The organism is Pseudoalteromonas sp. 2CM36K, from assembly GCF_023161865.1.
In the GTDB taxonomy this organism is placed as follows: domain Bacteria; phylum Pseudomonadota; class Gammaproteobacteria; order Enterobacterales; family Alteromonadaceae; genus Pseudoalteromonas; species Pseudoalteromonas tetraodonis.
Genome location: NZ_JALNTK010000017.1, coordinates 89,429 through 106,529 on the forward strand (window position 1 = coordinate 89,429; position 17,101 = coordinate 106,529).

Below are 17,101 nucleotides of genomic sequence, written 5' to 3' on the forward strand. Positions count from 1 at the left end.
CTTTAAGCAACAATAATAATTGTCCAGATGCTGTAAATGATAATGGTCGGTAGCGCAGCAAAAAGAAGTGCTTTATTAAAGCTGAAATTAGTCCAACACTTTAACCCAATAGCAACCAAAGCTATGCTCCAAAGACTAAAAATACTTAAACTCTCCATCATATTATAGAAGCTATCTCCAAGCTCTAACCCCAGAAATAACTGATTTATAGACGCGTAATTGAATAAACTAATAGGTAATTCATTGTTACTGGCTGTAAGAACTAGCGCAACAACACCTAAACTTGAAATAACCATGGGCATCATGCTCCAAACACCAAAACCATACCACGCACCATAGCTATAATTAGCATCAGGGTCTTGCTTAGATATCAACATGTAATACCCAGATAGGAGTGCATTTATAAAAAGAAGGCCGAAAATACCCCCTCCAATTGCAAACCACACTTGGTTATCGAGGCTTTGCTCCATACTTTGACGGATCATTTTTTTCTCACCGATTGTGGCATCCACACTCGCTGCAGCAACCTGCTGGTCTAAAATAAATTGTGAGTCTGCAGTGGTATAAAATGTATAAGCAGAGGCTGCAAGGGTTAGAGCGAGAAGTGCAAAAGCAAGCCAAGACCAGCCTTTAGCTTCTTTTAGCCCATTAAAAGCCTTGCTTGGGCTGATAAAAATATCGATACAAGCAGAAAGCGCGTTAGATGACTTCATTATTATTCCTTAATAACCTATTTGTGGGTTGGTAAACAATTGATACCAATGAGTAGATTAATAATATAGGAAAAAGCAGGTACTAATTTCACTCAATTGTAACCGATTGTTAACAAAAGGTGGTGTGTTATAAAAAGTAGAGTGTAAAGTGCGTATTACTAAGCTCTATAGCTATTAGGTAGTTTCAATATGTTGATTAATCAGGAGTGAAATTCAATTGTTATGTGGCTGTATTTGAGGTAAATACAGCCATTTATCTAATTAGCTATCAGATAAACTTAAACCGCTAGGGTTATCTGTTGCGATGTATAGTGCTTTGAGTTTTTTATCACCATTTTCGGTTTCAGTAAATTGCTGAAAAGAATAGTTTTTAGAAAAACTTGAAAGAGTCTCAATAGATGCTTGATTACTACTTTGTGTATAAGTAAGTTCTAGTGCGCAAACCTTCCCTGCACACTCGAGATCTTGCTGTAAAATAGTCACGTCTTTTAATTCATTTAGAATAAACTCATTTAGCTTATCTTTACGTATTTGTGCTATTTCAGAGTATTCAATATCAGACATGCGCTGCAGTAATATTGAAGTATCATTTTTAAATACGTCGTCCAATGCTTTTTTTGAAACAAATTCTTTTCCATCCTCAGTTGAAACAAACTCTTCAGAGAAAACATGAGGGTTTGAAGTAGATGATTTAGATATCGTTGCCACTTTTTGATCTACAACTTTGTGCTGTTTGACAGATGGTTCAGGGGTTTTACTTAATAGGGTATTTGGCTCAATTGGAGGCTTAGCGTTTTCATTACTAATAACGGTTTCATCAGTTGATTGTATGTGGGTTAGCGGAGGTTTTGAAGGCTGCTCTGTATTTAAAATACTAATACCCACAGCGGTGACAATAATAAGTGCAATTAAAAATACGTATTTCATTTTACTATCCTTAGAAGAGAAAGGCATACGCCTTTATAATAACGCTTAACTTTACTTTATCATGCAAGTAACACGACCACCATCAGAGCAAGAGTAGCTAACAGTATTGCCATCATGCACAACGGTCATGCTACCTGATGTGCAACTGCATGTCATGGTTGCATAACTTAATGAGCTCATTGTAATTAGAGTAAGTGCTAAAATAGCGGTAACTTTCTTTGATAAATTCATAATAATCCTTAATCGTGATTTGGAATTTAAATGTTATCTTATTGTTTTTTTTGTAAATAATTATTTTTCTGGATGGTTTATATATAAAAAAGGGCCTTTCGGCCCTTAGTGTTGCAGCAAGTAACACATTCTTTTTATAGGTTAAAGTCGACAGCGTAGGCTACATAAGCTTTTACATCTGAGCCGTCCATGTCGTTATCAGATAGGCCAAAAGTAAAACCATCTTTAGACACCGATACACCATAATCAATAATATTTTCATCACCGATGAAATCGCCTGAGTAATGCCCTATGTGTAGCGCCATTTCAGTGCCATTGCTACCAACAGCGAAGCTGTAATCGGCGTTTAAATACAGTGAATCACCAAAATCAGTACCATCACCACTGGCAGCAGATGTTGCAAGTACGGCCGCACCAAATGTAAAACCTTGCACACTAATGCTACCGTAAACTTCTGAAAAATCAGCATCGGCACCTGATGCCGCATCTGGGTAAGCGTAATAAATATAACCTACGTCATAACTTACGTTTTCATTAATAGCGCCGCCAAAACCGGCGTATAAATCTAGTTCGTAGGTCATTTCATCGGCCCAAGACGCATTTGACGCCCACGTACCCGCATAAAATCCAGATTCATTAGCGTAATCAATACCGCCAGATACAGCTGCATCGCCCCCAGTTTGCTCTTGTCCGCGCCATAAGTAGTTAGAAGTAGCGGCTGCATTGGCTGTTACTTCGGCAAATGCAGTAGTTGATGTCATTCCTGTTAATGCCAATGCACTGATGAGTATTGTTTTTTGTAGTTTTAGCATGTTTCATTTCCCATTGTATGATTTTGCACGCCAAGGTTTTTTATTATAAACGACTACAACCTTTTGAACGGCGGCGTATTATTACGTTACTGCAGGGGGGAATTGCACTGTATGTGCCAGCTTCCATTTATTCAATAAAAAATAAATTTTATATTATAAAACAAGGTGTTGAAATTATGCGCAAAGACGCTTTGTGAAAAGTATGTAAGGAAAGAACACACTGCTGGTGCAAAAAAAAAGCCTGGCTGCACCATTAGAGCGCTACCAGGCTATCTATATTAGGATCTATTGGCCTTTGAAAATTTAACCTTGAAAGGTCTACAGACCCTAACGTTAAGCTAGTTTATTAAAGCTAATTGCGTTTGATATACGTTTTATCCAAAAATGGTACGCATAAGTGTAATTGTTTCGTTTACACCACGGCCTTTTTGTACTTCGCTAATAATAGAATCACGCTTAGCACGAATATGCTCTGGGATGTCATCAGCAGCAAGTGCGCGGTCCACTAATATTTCAGCCGATTCTTTGCCGCGGCGTGGCGCTTTACTGCTGCTAGAAGTGCTACGTGTAGGTTTATTTAGTAGCTTAATGTAGTTAGAGTTATCTGCAGTATTCGTATCTGCATAATAAAAAAAGCAAGGTATTAGCGCTTTAATATCCACTAACTGAGTTTCTAGTTCATTACCTGCATTGGCCATTTTAAACCATGACATAGCGTGAATGCTTTGTACTACATCTTGCCAGTAACGCTCAAAGTCACGGTTATTTAATTTGGTGATACCAAGTGCGGAGCAAAGTGCATCTAAGCGACTGTTACTAATCGGTGTAAATACATCAGGGCGGCGCATTGCTAATAAACGGGTTGCAGGCGCTAGTGTTGGTTTTTCATCACTGCCATTAAATGCACTCAAGTAAGCAGTTACAAATTGTTGGTAATTACTTTGCGCTACATCACCCTCAAGTGGGATATTGCTCAGGGCATCGTCAAATGCACCTGGCAAGTCAGCCAACATCTGGTGAAAGCCTTTAGCACTTTTTGTAGAGGCAAACCATTCTACATCAAAGTTATAAGTACTCGGGTCGAGTGACGCCATGTGCTTACCGCTAAAAGCGAGTAAGTCTTCAGGGATCATGTCTTTTAATGGTTGTTCACGTAGGCCTGAGATATAAGCAGTTAAACGTAATTGCTCATCAAGTGCCACCAGTTCTTTATGTTGTTCTACAAACATACTCACTACCGGCCAAGGTGCTACCCGTAATGTTTTTAGCTGTAAAAAGCTAATTGCTGAGGTTAGCTGGTCGTGCAGCTTTTTTAAAACTGGCAGTTGTTGTGGCTCTAGTAAGTCGTAATTTATGCGGTCTTTACTTGCACTTAGTAGCTCATAACACCAGCCTAAAAAATCCTCTGGGTGGTTTTCTACTTTCACGGCCATTAGGTTTAGGCTTAGTTCTGAAGCTTGCTTCAAGATGTTTTGGTAAATTTGACTTTCTTGTTCGCCTAGCGCCATTTTTGACGGTGAAATTAGCAGTTTTTTCATGCCTTGTAGAGTCTCCGAGTAGATACATTTTTTAGCTGCTTTATTTTAGCGCAAATACGCCAATAGCAACAGGGCCGTGCATAATACCTAACAATTCAAGGGATGCAATCATGATGCTTAATATAAGTACCATGATTGCCGAGGTTTAATCATGCTCTTGCAGCGTAAACAAGCTTTCAACGGAAGTATTAAAGTGCCTCGCTATTTTAAGCGCAATTATTACCGATGGCGTAAATCGGTTTGTTTCTACAGTGCTTATTGTTTTGCGTGATACATTAATAGCGTCAGCGAGCTCTTGCTGTGAAAGCCCTGCCTCTTTACGAAATTTTGCTATGTTATTTTGCACTTTGACTCCTGGTCACGACTTTGCCAAAAAGTAGAAATTCCGTACACTAAACACATAATAGCAAGGTAAAAAGTAGCCATCATGCTATGAGATATATGTAAAGTTAGGCCTTCAGAGAATAAATAAACCGTGCCCATACTAAATAACAATGCTAATACAACATGTTTATAAGCAATTGTATCTATAGTCTTTAAGTATTCATCTTTATAAGTAAGGTGGTATTTCATTCTCCATGTAAAGCCACCTCTAATTACAAACATAAGGAAAGTACCAAGAAATGCGGTGCTTCCTAAAATCAGCAACGGCGCTGACGTGTTTCCGATAATGGGGTAGCCACTGATTATTAGTAACGTAATACCCATAAATATCGAAAACCATGCGTTGTGAGTCATAAATTTTTCTTCAGTTTTAATATCTTGTTGTTTCATAAAGTCCATCCTGTGAAAGTGTTAATTTATATTTTGTAACCTCTAGGTATCAATGTAACCTTGGGGTATCATTTTGTCAATTATTTCTTGTAATCTAAGGGTATCAAAATGTTTCAGTTACAACTCATATACCCACGTTAGAATGTAGAAAAGTAGCTTTTTAGTTATTGGGCAATGCTTTTAGTGTTAACTCCCGCTATGATAAGAACATTATTTGCACGTTTGAAAGGATGATCATGAAGACCTTATTTAAAATTATTGGTGTCATTTTATTGCTATGCATAGCGTTAATTGTTGCTGCACCATTTTTAATTCCTACCGATACCATTTTTAATAAAGTGTCTGAGCAGGTTGAAAAAACAACAGGGCGCACACTTACTATTAAAGGTGATAAAACGCTTAGTGTATTTCCTGCATTAAAGTTAGAGCTTAACGATGTGCACTTTGCAAACATGCAGACAGGCTCGCGCGACGACATGGCAAGTATGGAGCAATTAGCTGTGCATATACCCTGGTTATCGTTATTTGGCGGCGAATTCAAACTAGATAAGTTTGTTATTAACGAGCCCAATATTTTATTAGAAACTGATAAGAACGGTAAAGCTAACTGGCAGCTGTTTGATGCTGTAGCCGAACAGCCGCAAGTGCAAACTCAATCAGGTGAGGCTGTCAAACTACCAGAAAACTTTGATATAGAGTTAGGTGAAGTGGCTATTTACGGTGGTACGTTTACTTACCTAGATGGGCAAACAGGCGCTAAACAACAAATTAGTGACTTGGAATTGGCTATTTTACTTCCTTCACTACGTAAAACACTAGAGATCAAAGGCGGCATTACATATATGCAAGAGCGCTTTGAGCTAGATGTAAAACTTGATACGCCAGCAAAGGCTATTGAAGGAGCGATGTTTGAGGTTACTCAAAGCGTAGACTCTCGCTTGGTCGACCTTACTTTTAACGGCAGTATTGCGCAACAAGGAAAAGATATAAAAGGTGAGTTAGCGCTCAGTGGTGATTCTGTTAAAGAGCTAGCAACTTGGCAGGGAGTAGACTTAAACGCCAAAGAAAATGCATTTAATGCGTTTAGCGTAAACAGTAAAATGCACCTTATAGATGATACGTTTAACTTAGAAGAGCTGATTGCTACCCTAGATGAATTAGAGATTAAAGGAAAAAGTGAAGTAAACTTAGGCAATAAACTAGCGGTTAATGCTGATATAGACCTAGGTATGCTTGATTTGAATCCCTACTTACCGGAGTCAGTAGCAAAGCAGCAAGCGCCGCAAAGCGAAGAACCTAAAGCCGCACAGCCGATTGTTTGGGACGATACTAAAATTGATTTAAGCGCTTTAAATGCACTTAATGCTAACGTAGTTATTCGTTCAAGCGGTTTAAAAGCGAATGATATTAAGCTCGGTGCGAATCAATTTACAGTCGACTTAAACAACAGCGTTGCTAAATTAAGCTTAGATAGCTTTAAAGCCTATGAGGGCACCGGTAAAGGGGTCATTAATATAAATGCGCAGCAAACGCCGTATAAAATAAGCACAAATTTTGATTTAGCCGACATAGACGCACAACCGTTACTCACTGATGCGGCTGGCTTTGATAAACTTATGGGTAAAGGGTCATTGAATTGGAACTTAACCACGACCGGCCAAAGTCAAAAAACCTTTATTGATGCTTTAAACGGCAAGATTGGCTTTGAATTTGCTGATGGGGCAGTCAAGGGCGCAAACATCGCTGAAATGGTTCGTAAAGGCAAAGAGCTTATTTCCGGTAATCTTGGCGCTGTAAGCGAGGGCTTAGATACGGGCTTTGAAGAATCAGAGCAAACTGACTTTTCTGCGCTCACTGGTAGCTTTAATTTTACGAATGGCGTGGGATATAATAATGATCTATCCCTGGTGAGCCCACTTATTCGTATTACAGGTGAGGGCGATGTAGATTTACCCAAAACCAGTGTTGATTATCGGTTAGTAACAGGTATTGTTGATTCAATTGAAGGGCAAGGTACAACAGATGATAGCACGGGCTTTAAAATCCCACTGCGAATAAAAGGCCCATTCCATGACGTTGGCTTTAAACTAGATGTAAGCAATGCACTTAAAGATAAAGCAAAACAAAAACTCGATGACGTCAAAGAAAAGGCAAAAGAGAAAGCCAAAGACAAAGTAAAAGATAAATTAAAAGGACTATTTGGCTAAAGCCATTTACTCCAGAAAAAAAGAAACAGGGCGCTAATTGCGCCTTGTTTGTTTTACAACCACTTGTAAAATAGCTACATAGCGGTTTTTACTCAGTTTTAATCTGCCCCTCTATTAAATTAATTAAAAAATAACCTACCACTCCCCCCTTAATGCTGATACAATTGCCCGCCCTTAAGAGACATCTAGTATGTTTTTTGAGTGGAATTCAATCGAAATGTCTTGATTTTAAACAAATTTAAGACAAGTTGTAATTACTACACCGGAGGTCATTAACATGATCCAAATGCAAACTCAGCTGGAAGTTGCTGATAACAGCGGCGCTCGCAAAGTGCAGTGTATAAAAGTCCTTGGTGGTTCACACCGTCGCTATGCAGCGATTGGCGATATCATTAAAGTTTCTGTAAAAGAAGCGATTCCTCGCGGTAAAGTGAAGAAAGGTGATGTTAAAAACGCGGTAGTTGTGCGTACCAAAAAAGGCGTTCGTCGTCCAGACGGTTCATTGATCCGTTTCGACAGCAATGCGGCTGTTATCTTAAATGATAACTTGCAGCCTATTGGTACTCGTATTTTCGGCCCTGTGACTCGCGAACTTCGTAATGAAAAGTTCATGAAAATCGTTTCACTAGCCCCAGAAGTACTGTAAGGAGTCTATCATGGCAGCAAAAATCCGTCGTGATGACGAAGTAATCGTACTAGCAGGTAAAGACAAAGGTAAGCGCGGCAAAGTGCTTTCAGTTGTAACCGAGTCTGGTCGAGTATTTGTCGAAGGCATTAACTTAATCAAGAAACACCAAAAGCCGGTTCCACAGTTGAACCAAGCTGGCGGTATTGTTGAGAAAGAAGCGTCTATCGACGTATCAAACGTTGCGATCTACAACTCGGAAACGAGCAAAGCAGATCGTGTAGGTTTCAAGATTGAAGATGGTAAGAAATTACGTATCTTTAAATCTACTGGTAAAACTATCTAATAGTTGGAGTAGAATGATGGCGAAACTGCATGAAGTATATAAAGACAAAGTAGTTGCTGAACTTCAAGAGAAGTTTGGTTTCAGCTCTGTCATGCAAGTCCCTCAGATCGAAAAGATCACATTAAACATGGGTGTGGGCGAAGCCTTAGCTGACAAGAAGATTTTAGATAACGCTGTTGCGGATCTAGAAGCTATTTCTGGTCAGAAACCTTTAATCACTAAAGCACGCAAATCTGTTGCTGGCTTCAAAGTGCGTGAAGGTTACCCGATTGGTTGTAAAGTAACCTTACGCGGCGAGCGTATGTGGGACTTTTTTGAGCGTTTGGTTTCAATCGCTATCCCACGTATCCGTGACTTCCGTGGTGTGAGTGCTAAGTCTTTTGATGGACGCGGTAACTACAGCATGGGCGTACGTGAACAAATCATCTTCCCAGAAATTGATTATGATAAAGTAGACCGTGTACGCGGTATGGATATCACAATCACTACATCTGCGAAATCAGATGAGGAAGGCCGTGCGTTGTTAGAAGCGTTTAACTTCCCATTCAAGAAATAAGGGTAGGGTTATGGCAAAGAATTCTATGAAAGCGCGCGAAGCAAAGCGCACTAAACTAGTTGCTCAGTACGCTGAAAAGCGTGCAGCACTAAAAGCTATCATCAGTGATGTTAATACATCTGAAGATGATCGTTGGGACGCGGTACTTAAGCTACAAGCTTTACCTCGTGATTCTAGCCCTGCACGTCAACGTAATCGTTGTAACATTACGGGCCGCCCACATGGTTTCCTTCGCAAATTCGGCATGAGCCGTATTAAAGTTCGCGAAGCAGCTATGCGCGGTGAAATTCCTGGCCTTAAAAAGGCTAGCTGGTAATAGAATCATGGGAGTAAGACTATGAGCTTGCAAGATCCTATCGCGGATTTATTTACACGAATCCGTAACGGTCAGTCAGCGAAGAAAGTATCTGTAACGATGCCTAATTCGAAACTGAAAGTAGCAGTAGCTAATGTATTAAAAAATGAAGGTTACATCGCAGACTTCTCAGTAAGTGGTGATGTAAAACCTGAGCTTTCTATCGAGTTAAAGTACTTCGAAGGCAAAGCTGTTATTGAAAATATCCAGCGTGTAAGTCGCCCTGGTCTACGTATCTATAAGAGACGTGACGAATTACCAAAGGTAATGGGTGGTTTAGGTATCGCTATCGTATCAACTTCTAAAGGCCTAATGACAGACCGCGCAGCACGTAGTGCAGGCGTTGGTGGTGAAATCATTGGTTTTGTAGCTTAATCGGAGGGGAACTATGTCTCGCATAGCAAAGGCACCAATAAACGTTCCTGCCGGTGTAGAAGTTACATTAAAAGGCCAGGAAATCACAGTTAAAGGCAAAAACGGTGAACTTACTCGTACTATCAACGATGCAGTTGAAGTACAAGTTAACGACAACGTTATTACAACTTTACCTCGTGAAGGCGTAGCCAATGCATGGGCACAAGCAGGTACTGCTCGCGCTCTAATCAACAACATGGTTGTTGGTACGCATGAAGGTTACGAGAAGAAACTTCAGTTAGTAGGTGTTGGTTACCGTGCTGCAGCTAAGGGCAAAGTTTTAGACTTAACTCTTGGTTTCTCGCACCCAGTTAATTTCGCAGTTCCTGAAGGAATTACGATTGAAACTCCAAGCCAAACAGAAGTTCTAGTTAAGGGCGTAGATAAGCAGTTAGTTGGTCAAACAGCTGCTAACATTCGTGCATACCGTAAACCTGAGCCTTATAAAGGTAAAGGTGTTCGTTATTCAGATGAGAATGTACGCCGTAAAGAGGCTAAGAAGAAGTAAGGTAAGACGATGGATAAAAAAACAGCTCGTCTACGTCGTGCTAAACGCACTCGTAGAAATTATATTGAACAAGGCACAACGCGTCTTGTTATCCACCGCACGCCACGTCACATTTACGCTCAAGTTGTAAACGCTGAGGGTAATGTACTGGCTGCTGCTTCTACTGTTGAGAAAGCGATTAGCGAAACAGTTAAAGGCACAGGCAACATTGCAGCTGCACAAGCAGTTGGTAAAGCGGTTGCTGAACGTGCGGCTGACAAAGGCATCGAAAAGCTTGCTTTTGATCGCAGTGGCTTTAAATATCACGGCCGTGTGAAGGCGCTAGCTGATGCTGCGCGTGAAGCCGGTTTGCAATTCTAGGAGTAGACAATGGCTAACGTAGAAGCAAAGCAACAACAGCCTGATTTAGCTGAAAAGCTAATCGCGGTGAACCGTGTGTCTAAAGTAGTTAAAGGTGGTCGTATCTTTAGCTTTACTGCACTAACTGTAGTTGGTGATGGCGCAGGTAAAGTAGGTTTCGGTTATGGTAAAGCACGTGAAGTTCCAGCTGCTATTCAAAAAGCAATGGAAAAAGCACGTCGTAACATGATCAACGTAGACCTAAATGGCAACACATTACAGCATCCTGTTAAAGGACGTCATGCTGGCTCACAAGTGTTTATGAAACCAGCATCTGAAGGTACTGGTATCATTGCAGGTGGTGCTATGCGTGCAGTACTTGAAGTGACTGGTGTTCAGAACGTACTTTCTAAATGTTACGGTTCTACTAACCCGATCAACGTTGTACGTGCAACGATCTCAGCTCTTGAGAACATGAATTCTCCTCAGTCGATCGCTGCAAAACGTGGTCTTCGAGTAGATGAGATTTTGGGGTAAACCATGGCTAATAAAACTGTAAAAGTAACACAAGTAAAAAGCTCTATCGGTCGTTTACCGAAGCATAAAGCTACATTACGCGGTCTTGGTTTACGTCGTATCAATCACACTGTTGAGTTAGAAGACACAGCATGTGTACGTGGTATGATTAACCAGGTTTATTACATGGTTAAGGTAGAGGGGTAATTCGATGCATTTGAATACACTTTCACCTGCTGCAGGTTCAAAAACTGCTCCAAAACGTGTTGGTCGTGGTATAGGTTCTGGTCTTGGTAAGACTGGTGGCCGTGGTCACAAAGGTCAAAAATCACGTTCTGGCGGTAAAGTACGCGTTGGTTTCGAAGGCGGTCAAATGCCTATGCAACGTCGTCTACCTAAGTTCGGTTTCACTTCTCGCAAATCATTAGTATCTGCAGAAATTAACCTATACGAAATCGCTAAAGTTGAAGGCGATGTGGTAGACCTAAGCGCGTTACAAGCAGCTGGTCTAGTTAAAAAGAACGTTCAGTTCGTTAAAGTTGTTAAATCTGGCGAAGTTTCACGCGCTGTTACCGTTAAAGGTCTTAAGGCTACTAAAGGTGCACGCGAAGCTATCGAAGCTGCCGGAGGCAAGGTAGAAGACTAAGGAAGTACTAATGGCTAAACCAGGTCAAGATACACAAAGTGCACAAGGTGGACTTTCGGAATTGAAGCGCCGATTACTCTTCGTATTGGGTGCTATCATAATTTACCGTCTAGGTTCATTTGTGCCGATCCCTGGGATTGACGCCGCTGTACTTGCCGATTTCTTCGAGCAACAAAAGGGCACCATTGTTGAGATGTTCAACATGTTTAGCGGTGGTGCGCTTGAGCGAGCTTCAGTGTTAGCACTGGGTATCATGCCGTATATCTCGGCTTCGATTATTACGCAACTATTAACGCATATGTATCCGCCGTTTATAGAGCTTAAGAAAGAAGGTGAGCAAGGGCGTAAAAAGATAAGCCAGTACACACGCTACGGCACGCTTGTGCTTGCTACTATCCAATCAATCGGTATTGCTACAAGCTTACCGGGCATGATGAACGGGTTAGTTGTTAACCCAGGTATGGGATTCTACTTCACCGCTGTGGTGAGTTTAGTAACCGGCACTATGTTCCTTATGTGGTTGGGCGAACAGATAACAGAACGTGGTATCGGTAACGGTATCTCAGTTCTAATATTTGTTGGTATTGTAGCTAACCTGCCGTCTGCTATTGGTTCGACAGCCGAAATGGCGCGCCAAGGTGATTTGAATGTTTTTGTACTGTTGATGGTTGCGGTTATAGTATTCGCTGTTACTTATCTTGTTGTATTCTTTGAACGTGGTCAACGACGTATCGTTGTTAACTACGCCAAACGTCAACAAGGTCGTCAAGTATTTGCTGCTCAAAGCACGCATTTACCTCTGAAAGTAAATATGGCGGGTGTTATTCCACCAATCTTTGCTAGCAGTATAATTCTGTTCCCTGGTACAATTGCAAGCTGGTTCGGCCAGGGTGAAGGTCCGGTTGCTGATGTGCTACAAGCAATTGCTACAACGTTGACTCCAGGTCAGCCTTTGTATGCAATGGTTTTAGCTGCGGCTATCATCTTCTTCTGCTTTTTCTACACAGCGTTGGTTTTTAACCCGCGTGAAACAGCAGACAACCTGAAAAAATCTGGCGCATTTATCCCAGGTATTCGTCCAGGTGAGCAGACATCTAAATACATTGATAAAGTGATGACACGCCTGACATTGGCAGGTGCTTTGTATATAACCTTTATCTGTCTGGTGCCCGAATTCATGACTATGGCATGGCAAACGCCATTCTATTTCGGCGGTACATCAATTTTGATTATCGTTGTTGTAATCATGGACTTTATGGCACAAGTACAGACGCATCTGATGTCACATCAGTATGATTCTGTGCTGAAAAAAGCGAACCTTAAAGGCTACGGTCGATAAGGTCAGTTTACGGAGTTGAGCAATGAAAGTACGTGCTTCCGTTAAGAAAATATGCCGTAACTGTAAAGTTATTAAACGTGCTGGTGTAGTACGCGTAATTTGCAGTGAGCCTAAGCATAAGCAAAGGCAAGGCTAAGTAAACAGTCGTGCAGGCTGAGGTTTCTCGGCCTGTGTTTTTAGTTGTGATTTGGTCTTCGTTTGAGTATCCTTACGGGCTTTTCAAACAGATGATTACCAAATTCAAATATAGGAGATGTGTTAGTGGCCCGTATCGCTGGCATTAACGTCCCTGATCATAAACATGCAGTTATTGGTTTAACAGCTATTTATGGCATAGGTAAGACTCGCTCTAAGGCTATCTTAGAAGCGACTGGTATCGCCGAGACCACAAAAATCGGTGAACTTTCAGACGAAACACTTGACGTACTGCGTGAAGCAGTTGGCAAGTACACTGTAGAAGGTGACCTTCGTCGTGAAGTTACTTTGAATATCAAGCGCCTTATGGACCTTGGTTGTTTCCGTGGCCTACGTCACCGTCGCTCTTTACCACTTCGTGGTCAAAGAACAAAGACTAACGCGCGTACCCGTAAGGGTCCTCGTAAGCCTATTAAGCGATAAGGGGATAGTAAAATGGCTAAGACACCAATTCGTCGTAAAAAGGTTAAAAAGCAAGTTGCTGATGGTATGGCTCATGTTCATGCGTCTTTCAACAACACTATTGTAACGATTACCGACCGTCAAGGTAATGCACTATCATGGGCTACTGCCGGTGGTTCAGGTTTCCGTGGTTCACGTAAATCTACTCCATTCGCTGCTCAGGTTGCTGCAGAGCGTGCAGGTACTGCTGCTCAAGAATACGGTTTAAAAAATCTAGAAGTTTTCATCAAAGGTCCAGGTCCAGGTCGTGAATCTGCTGTACGTGCTTTGAATGCTGCTGGTTACCGTATCACCAACATTACTGACGTGACGCCAATACCACATAATGGTTGTCGTCCACCGAAGAAACGTCGCGTTTAACAATAGGTTAGGAGAAATAACATGGCAAGATATTTGGGCCCTAAGCTCAAGCTGAGTCGTCGTGAAGGTACTGACCTGTTCCTTAAGAGCGGCGTAAGAGCTATCGACTCTAAGTGTAAACTTGAGACTGCACCTGGTCAGCACGGCGCTCGTAAAGGACGCTTATCTGATTACGGTTTACAATTACGTGAAAAGCAAAAAGTACGTCGTATCTACGGTGTATTAGAAAAGCAATTCCGTAACTACTACAAAGAAGCTGCTCGCCTTAAAGGCAACACAGGTGAAAACTTGTTACAGCTTTTAGAGCAACGTTTAGACAATGTTGTATATCGCATGGGTTTTGCTAGCACACGCGCTGAAGCACGTCAGTTAGTAAGCCACAAAGCGATTCTAGTTAATGGTCGTGTTGTGAATATTCCTTCATACGTAATTACTCCAGAAGATACTGTTGTAATCCGTGAGAAGTCTAAAACACAAGCACGTATCATCGCTGCTCTAGAGTTGGCTGAGCAACGTGAAAAGCCGACTTGGGTTGAAGTTGACGGTAAGAAATTGGAAGGTAGCTTCAAGCGCCTACCTGAGCGTTCAGATCTGTCTGCGGACATTAATGAACAACTAATCGTCGAACTTTACTCTAAGTAAAGTTAAGAGTTAAGAGAGGATAAAATGCAGGGTTCTGTTACAGAATTTCTAAAACCAAGGTTAGTCGATATCGACGCTATCAACCCAACGCGTTCTAAAGTAGTTTTAGAACCACTCGAGCGTGGCTTTGGTCACACTTTGGGTAATGCCTTACGCCGTATACTGTTATCATCTATGCCTGGATGTGCAGTAACTGAAGTTGAAATCGACGGTGTATTGCATGAGTACAGCGCGAAAGAAGGCGTACAAGAAGACATCATTGAAATACTACTAAACCTTAAAGGTCTAGCGGTAACGTTAGAAGGCAAAGATGAAGTTTTTCTGACCCTGACTAAATCTGGTGTAGGCCCTGTGACTGCGGCAGATATTCAGCACGATGGCGATGTAACAATTGCTAACCCAGATCATGTTATTTGTAATTTAACAACAAATAACAGCGAGATCAGCATGCGTATTCGTGTTGAGCGTGGTCGTGGTTATGTGCCGGCATCTAGTCGTTTATCCTCTGATGACGATGAGCGTCCAATTGGTCGATTGCTGCTTGATGCATCATTCAGCCCAGTTGAACGTATTGCGTACTCGGTTGAATCAGCCCGTGTTGAGCAACGTACAGATTTAGACAAGTTAATCATTGATATGGAAACAAACGGTACCTTAGATCCTGAAGAAGCGATCCGCCGTGCGTCTACTATCTTAGCTGAGCAATTAGATGCATTCGTAGATTTACGTGATGTAACTGAGCCAGAAGAGAAAGAAGAGAAGCCAGAATTCGATCCTATTCTACTTCGTCCAGTTGATGATCTTGAATTAACAGTACGTTCAGCAAACTGTTTGAAAGCCGAGCAAATTCAATATATCGGTGATTTAGTTCAGCGCACTGAAGTTGAGCTTCTTAAAACGCCTAATCTAGGTAAGAAGTCTCTAACTGAAATAAAAGACGTGCTAGCTTCACGTGGTCTTTCTCTAGGCATGCGCCTAGAAAATTGGCCGCCTGCAAGCCTAGCTGAATAATCTAAATCACTATATTAGTTTAGTTAGAAGGATAGGGTCATGCGCCATCGTAAGAGTGGTCGTCAATTAAACCGTAACAGTAGCCATCGTAAAGCGATGTTCAGCAATATGGCAGGTTCTTTGGTGAAACATGAAATCATCAAAACTACTTTGCCTAAAGCGAAAGAGTTACGCCGTGTAATTGAACCTTTAATCACACTGGCTAAGACTGACAGTGTAGCAAATCGCCGTTTAGCGTTTGCTCGCACGCGTGATAATGAAGTAGTTGGTAAGTTATTCAGTGAAATCGGTCCTCGTAATGCGGATCGTCCAGGTGGTTACACTCGTATTCTTAAGTGTGGCTTCCGTGCTGGTGATAATGCACCAATGGCTTATATTGAACTAGTTGGTCGCCCAGCGGCGAGCGAAGAAGTTCAAGAAGACGCGCAGTCTGCAGAGTAAGTCTTAAAGAGACACCAAAAAGCCGAGCTTATGCTCGGCTTTTTAATATCTAAAATTCACACAAAATGAATAAAGCTTTTAGCTCTATTATTAATAGCAAATTTTTTCTCATTCCTTTCATCTAATAAAATAGCCTAACTAGAATCGACGAATCATAATGCGAGCGTTTAGGACTGCTATCTTTATATTTATAAGTAAAGCTATTTAGACTAATAAATATATGACCATGTAACGACTTTTACAGTTTATAGTTATTAATATAAAAAAGTTCGTAATAGTTGATACCCACCAATAGCTCATTAACTTTATATAGTAGAGCCCTTGCTGATGTACTTATTCGCCACTAATCTAAATGGCCATATAAAGCTAAACAATTTGTTTTCTTGGTAATTGCTATAATAACTATGAAAAGATTTTCCAAAAAATAAGTTTTTACAGCTTTAAAGGCGAAATATGATTAGGTTCAGTTGCCTTTTTAAGCGTTTAGTCTAAATATCCAGCGAACAGTCATTTATTTCAAGTTTTCTTCAAAAAAGGGTTGATCTGTTTTCGGATCTCCCTATAATGCGACCCCACTGAGACGGCAGAGCGCAACGCATAGCGAGGCACGAGCTACTCAGTGAGTCGAGTAAAACTTAGTTTTGAGAACTTTCAAGTTTAACAAAATTAAGTGTTGACAAAAAAATAGGAAAGCGTAATATGCGCAGCCCTAGCGAGATAAAGTTAAACGCTTTAATCGCAACGTTCTTTAACAATATAAAGCAATCATCTGTGTGGGCACTCGTACAGATTGAGTTCTAACAGCCAAGCTTAGTTTACTAAGTGAGGCAAACAAATTTAGAGTCTCAATTGAAACTGAGTGACCAACAGAATAATTACTTAGGTAGTTATTCAGCACAGTCAATTCAATATCGAAAGATATTAAATAAATTCAGAATTCATTGAGCTGTCGAAAGACATAAAACTTTTTAATTGAAGAGTTTGATCATGGCTCAGATTGAACGCTGGCGGCAGGCCTAACACATGCAAGTCGAGCGGTAACAGAGAGTAGCTTGCTACTTTGCTGACGAGCGGCGGACGGGTGAGTAATGCTTGGGAACATGCCTTGAGGTGGGGGACAACAGTTGGAAACGACTGCTAATAC

General features: G+C 41.1%; 25 protein-coding genes and 1 rRNA gene. 19 read left to right on the plus strand and 7 right to left on the minus strand.

Annotated elements, in window-relative coordinates; genetic code table 11:
* Positions 1 to 2: 2 nt before the first annotated feature.
* The 7 genes from MTN97_RS11935 to MTN97_RS11965 form a co-directional block, all read right to left on the minus strand.
* A complete protein-coding gene (locus tag MTN97_RS11935; RefSeq protein WP_013466079.1) occupies positions 3 to 713 on the minus strand; it encodes a YIP1 family protein in 711 nt (236 codons plus the stop codon).
* Positions 714 to 974: 261 nt separating this feature from the next.
* Positions 975 to 1,640, minus strand: coding sequence for a hypothetical protein (locus tag MTN97_RS11940; protein ID WP_248474474.1), 666 nt, complete (start codon positions 1,638 to 1,640; stop codon positions 975 to 977).
* A 51-nt stretch (positions 1,641 to 1,691) separates the two neighbouring features.
* Positions 1,692 to 1,871, minus strand: coding sequence for a hypothetical protein (locus tag MTN97_RS11945; protein WP_214552490.1), 180 nt, complete (start codon positions 1,869 to 1,871; stop codon positions 1,692 to 1,694).
* Positions 1,872 to 2,005: 134 nt separating this feature from the next.
* Positions 2,006 to 2,683 (minus strand): TorF family putative porin, encoded by a 678-nt coding sequence (locus MTN97_RS11950; RefSeq protein ID WP_248474475.1) that lies wholly within the window; start codon positions 2,681 to 2,683, stop codon positions 2,006 to 2,008.
* Between the two features lie 374 nt (positions 2,684 to 3,057).
* Positions 3,058 to 4,221, minus strand: a complete 1,164-nt coding sequence (locus MTN97_RS11955) for a hypothetical protein (RefSeq protein WP_248474476.1) — start codon at positions 4,219 to 4,221, stop codon at positions 3,058 to 3,060.
* A 145-nt stretch (positions 4,222 to 4,366) separates the two neighbouring features.
* Positions 4,367 to 4,567: a helix-turn-helix transcriptional regulator gene (locus tag MTN97_RS11960; RefSeq protein ID WP_036980460.1), complete on the minus strand. Its 201-nt coding sequence runs from the start codon at positions 4,565 to 4,567 to the stop codon at positions 4,367 to 4,369.
* Entirely contained in the window at positions 4,552 to 4,995 is a 444-nt protein-coding gene (locus MTN97_RS11965; protein ID WP_248474477.1) for a hypothetical protein, read from the minus strand. Before MTN97_RS11965 ends, MTN97_RS11960 begins: the two co-directional genes overlap by 16 nt.
* A gap of 236 nt (positions 4,996 to 5,231) precedes the next feature.
* Between MTN97_RS11965 and MTN97_RS11970 the strand changes: the two genes are divergently transcribed.
* From MTN97_RS11970 to MTN97_RS12060, 19 genes are all read left to right on the plus strand, one after another.
* Positions 5,232 to 7,202, plus strand: a complete 1,971-nt coding sequence (locus MTN97_RS11970) for an AsmA family protein (RefSeq protein WP_248474478.1) — start codon at positions 5,232 to 5,234, stop codon at positions 7,200 to 7,202.
* Between the two features lie 277 nt (positions 7,203 to 7,479).
* Positions 7,480 to 7,848, plus strand: coding sequence for a 50S ribosomal protein L14 (gene rplN, locus MTN97_RS11975; protein WP_008115397.1), 369 nt, complete (start codon positions 7,480 to 7,482; stop codon positions 7,846 to 7,848).
* A 10-nt stretch (positions 7,849 to 7,858) separates the two neighbouring features.
* The gene (gene rplX, locus MTN97_RS11980; RefSeq protein ID WP_004589210.1) at positions 7,859 to 8,173 is read left to right on the plus strand and encodes a 50S ribosomal protein L24; all 315 of its coding nucleotides are present in this window, start codon (positions 7,859 to 7,861) and stop codon (positions 8,171 to 8,173) included.
* A 16-nt stretch (positions 8,174 to 8,189) separates the two neighbouring features.
* A complete protein-coding gene (gene rplE / locus MTN97_RS11985) occupies positions 8,190 to 8,729 on the plus strand; it encodes a 50S ribosomal protein L5 (RefSeq protein WP_010392500.1) in 540 nt (179 codons plus the stop codon).
* Positions 8,730 to 8,739: 10 nt separating this feature from the next.
* Positions 8,740 to 9,045, plus strand: a complete 306-nt coding sequence (rpsN, locus tag MTN97_RS11990; RefSeq protein ID WP_006794245.1) for a 30S ribosomal protein S14 — start codon at positions 8,740 to 8,742, stop codon at positions 9,043 to 9,045.
* 21 nt (positions 9,046 to 9,066) lie between these two features.
* Positions 9,067 to 9,459, plus strand: a complete 393-nt coding sequence (gene rpsH / locus MTN97_RS11995; RefSeq protein WP_016899320.1) for a 30S ribosomal protein S8 — start codon at positions 9,067 to 9,069, stop codon at positions 9,457 to 9,459.
* Between the two features lie 13 nt (positions 9,460 to 9,472).
* A complete protein-coding gene (gene rplF, locus MTN97_RS12000) occupies positions 9,473 to 10,006 on the plus strand; it encodes a 50S ribosomal protein L6 (RefSeq protein WP_006794247.1) in 534 nt (177 codons plus the stop codon).
* Between the two features lie 9 nt (positions 10,007 to 10,015).
* A complete protein-coding gene (rplR, locus tag MTN97_RS12005) occupies positions 10,016 to 10,366 on the plus strand; it encodes a 50S ribosomal protein L18 (RefSeq protein WP_036980454.1) in 351 nt (116 codons plus the stop codon).
* Between the two features lie 9 nt (positions 10,367 to 10,375).
* Positions 10,376 to 10,882 carry a 30S ribosomal protein S5 gene (rpsE, locus tag MTN97_RS12010; RefSeq protein ID WP_008115387.1) on the plus strand — a complete coding sequence of 169 codons (507 nt, stop codon included), beginning with the start codon at positions 10,376 to 10,378 and terminating at the stop codon, positions 10,880 to 10,882.
* Between the two features lie 3 nt (positions 10,883 to 10,885).
* The gene (gene rpmD / locus MTN97_RS12015) at positions 10,886 to 11,068 is read left to right on the plus strand and encodes a 50S ribosomal protein L30 (protein WP_008115384.1); all 183 of its coding nucleotides are present in this window, start codon (positions 10,886 to 10,888) and stop codon (positions 11,066 to 11,068) included.
* Positions 11,069 to 11,072: 4 nt separating this feature from the next.
* Positions 11,073 to 11,507: a 50S ribosomal protein L15 gene (rplO, locus tag MTN97_RS12020; RefSeq protein ID WP_013466073.1), complete on the plus strand. Its 435-nt coding sequence runs from the start codon at positions 11,073 to 11,075 to the stop codon at positions 11,505 to 11,507.
* A 10-nt stretch (positions 11,508 to 11,517) separates the two neighbouring features.
* A complete protein-coding gene (gene secY / locus MTN97_RS12025) occupies positions 11,518 to 12,846 on the plus strand; it encodes a preprotein translocase subunit SecY (RefSeq protein ID WP_008115380.1) in 1,329 nt (442 codons plus the stop codon).
* A 22-nt stretch (positions 12,847 to 12,868) separates the two neighbouring features.
* Positions 12,869 to 12,982, plus strand: coding sequence for a 50S ribosomal protein L36 (gene rpmJ / locus MTN97_RS12030; protein WP_002959476.1), 114 nt, complete (start codon positions 12,869 to 12,871; stop codon positions 12,980 to 12,982).
* Between the two features lie 125 nt (positions 12,983 to 13,107).
* A complete protein-coding gene (gene rpsM, locus MTN97_RS12035; RefSeq protein ID WP_008115377.1) occupies positions 13,108 to 13,464 on the plus strand; it encodes a 30S ribosomal protein S13 in 357 nt (118 codons plus the stop codon).
* A 12-nt stretch (positions 13,465 to 13,476) separates the two neighbouring features.
* A complete protein-coding gene (rpsK, locus tag MTN97_RS12040; protein ID WP_002959471.1) occupies positions 13,477 to 13,863 on the plus strand; it encodes a 30S ribosomal protein S11 in 387 nt (128 codons plus the stop codon).
* Positions 13,864 to 13,884: 21 nt separating this feature from the next.
* On the plus strand, positions 13,885 to 14,505 hold the full coding sequence (gene rpsD, locus MTN97_RS12045) for a 30S ribosomal protein S4 (protein WP_002959461.1): 621 nt from the start codon (positions 13,885 to 13,887) through the stop codon (positions 14,503 to 14,505).
* Between the two features lie 24 nt (positions 14,506 to 14,529).
* A complete protein-coding gene (locus MTN97_RS12050) occupies positions 14,530 to 15,516 on the plus strand; it encodes a DNA-directed RNA polymerase subunit alpha (RefSeq protein WP_008115371.1) in 987 nt (328 codons plus the stop codon).
* A 39-nt stretch (positions 15,517 to 15,555) separates the two neighbouring features.
* Positions 15,556 to 15,957 carry a 50S ribosomal protein L17 gene (rplQ, locus tag MTN97_RS12055; RefSeq protein WP_008115370.1) on the plus strand — a complete coding sequence of 134 codons (402 nt, stop codon included), beginning with the start codon at positions 15,556 to 15,558 and terminating at the stop codon, positions 15,955 to 15,957.
* A 969-nt stretch (positions 15,958 to 16,926) separates the two neighbouring features.
* Positions 16,927 to 17,101, plus strand: a 16S ribosomal RNA gene (locus MTN97_RS12060); the annotation flags it as partial.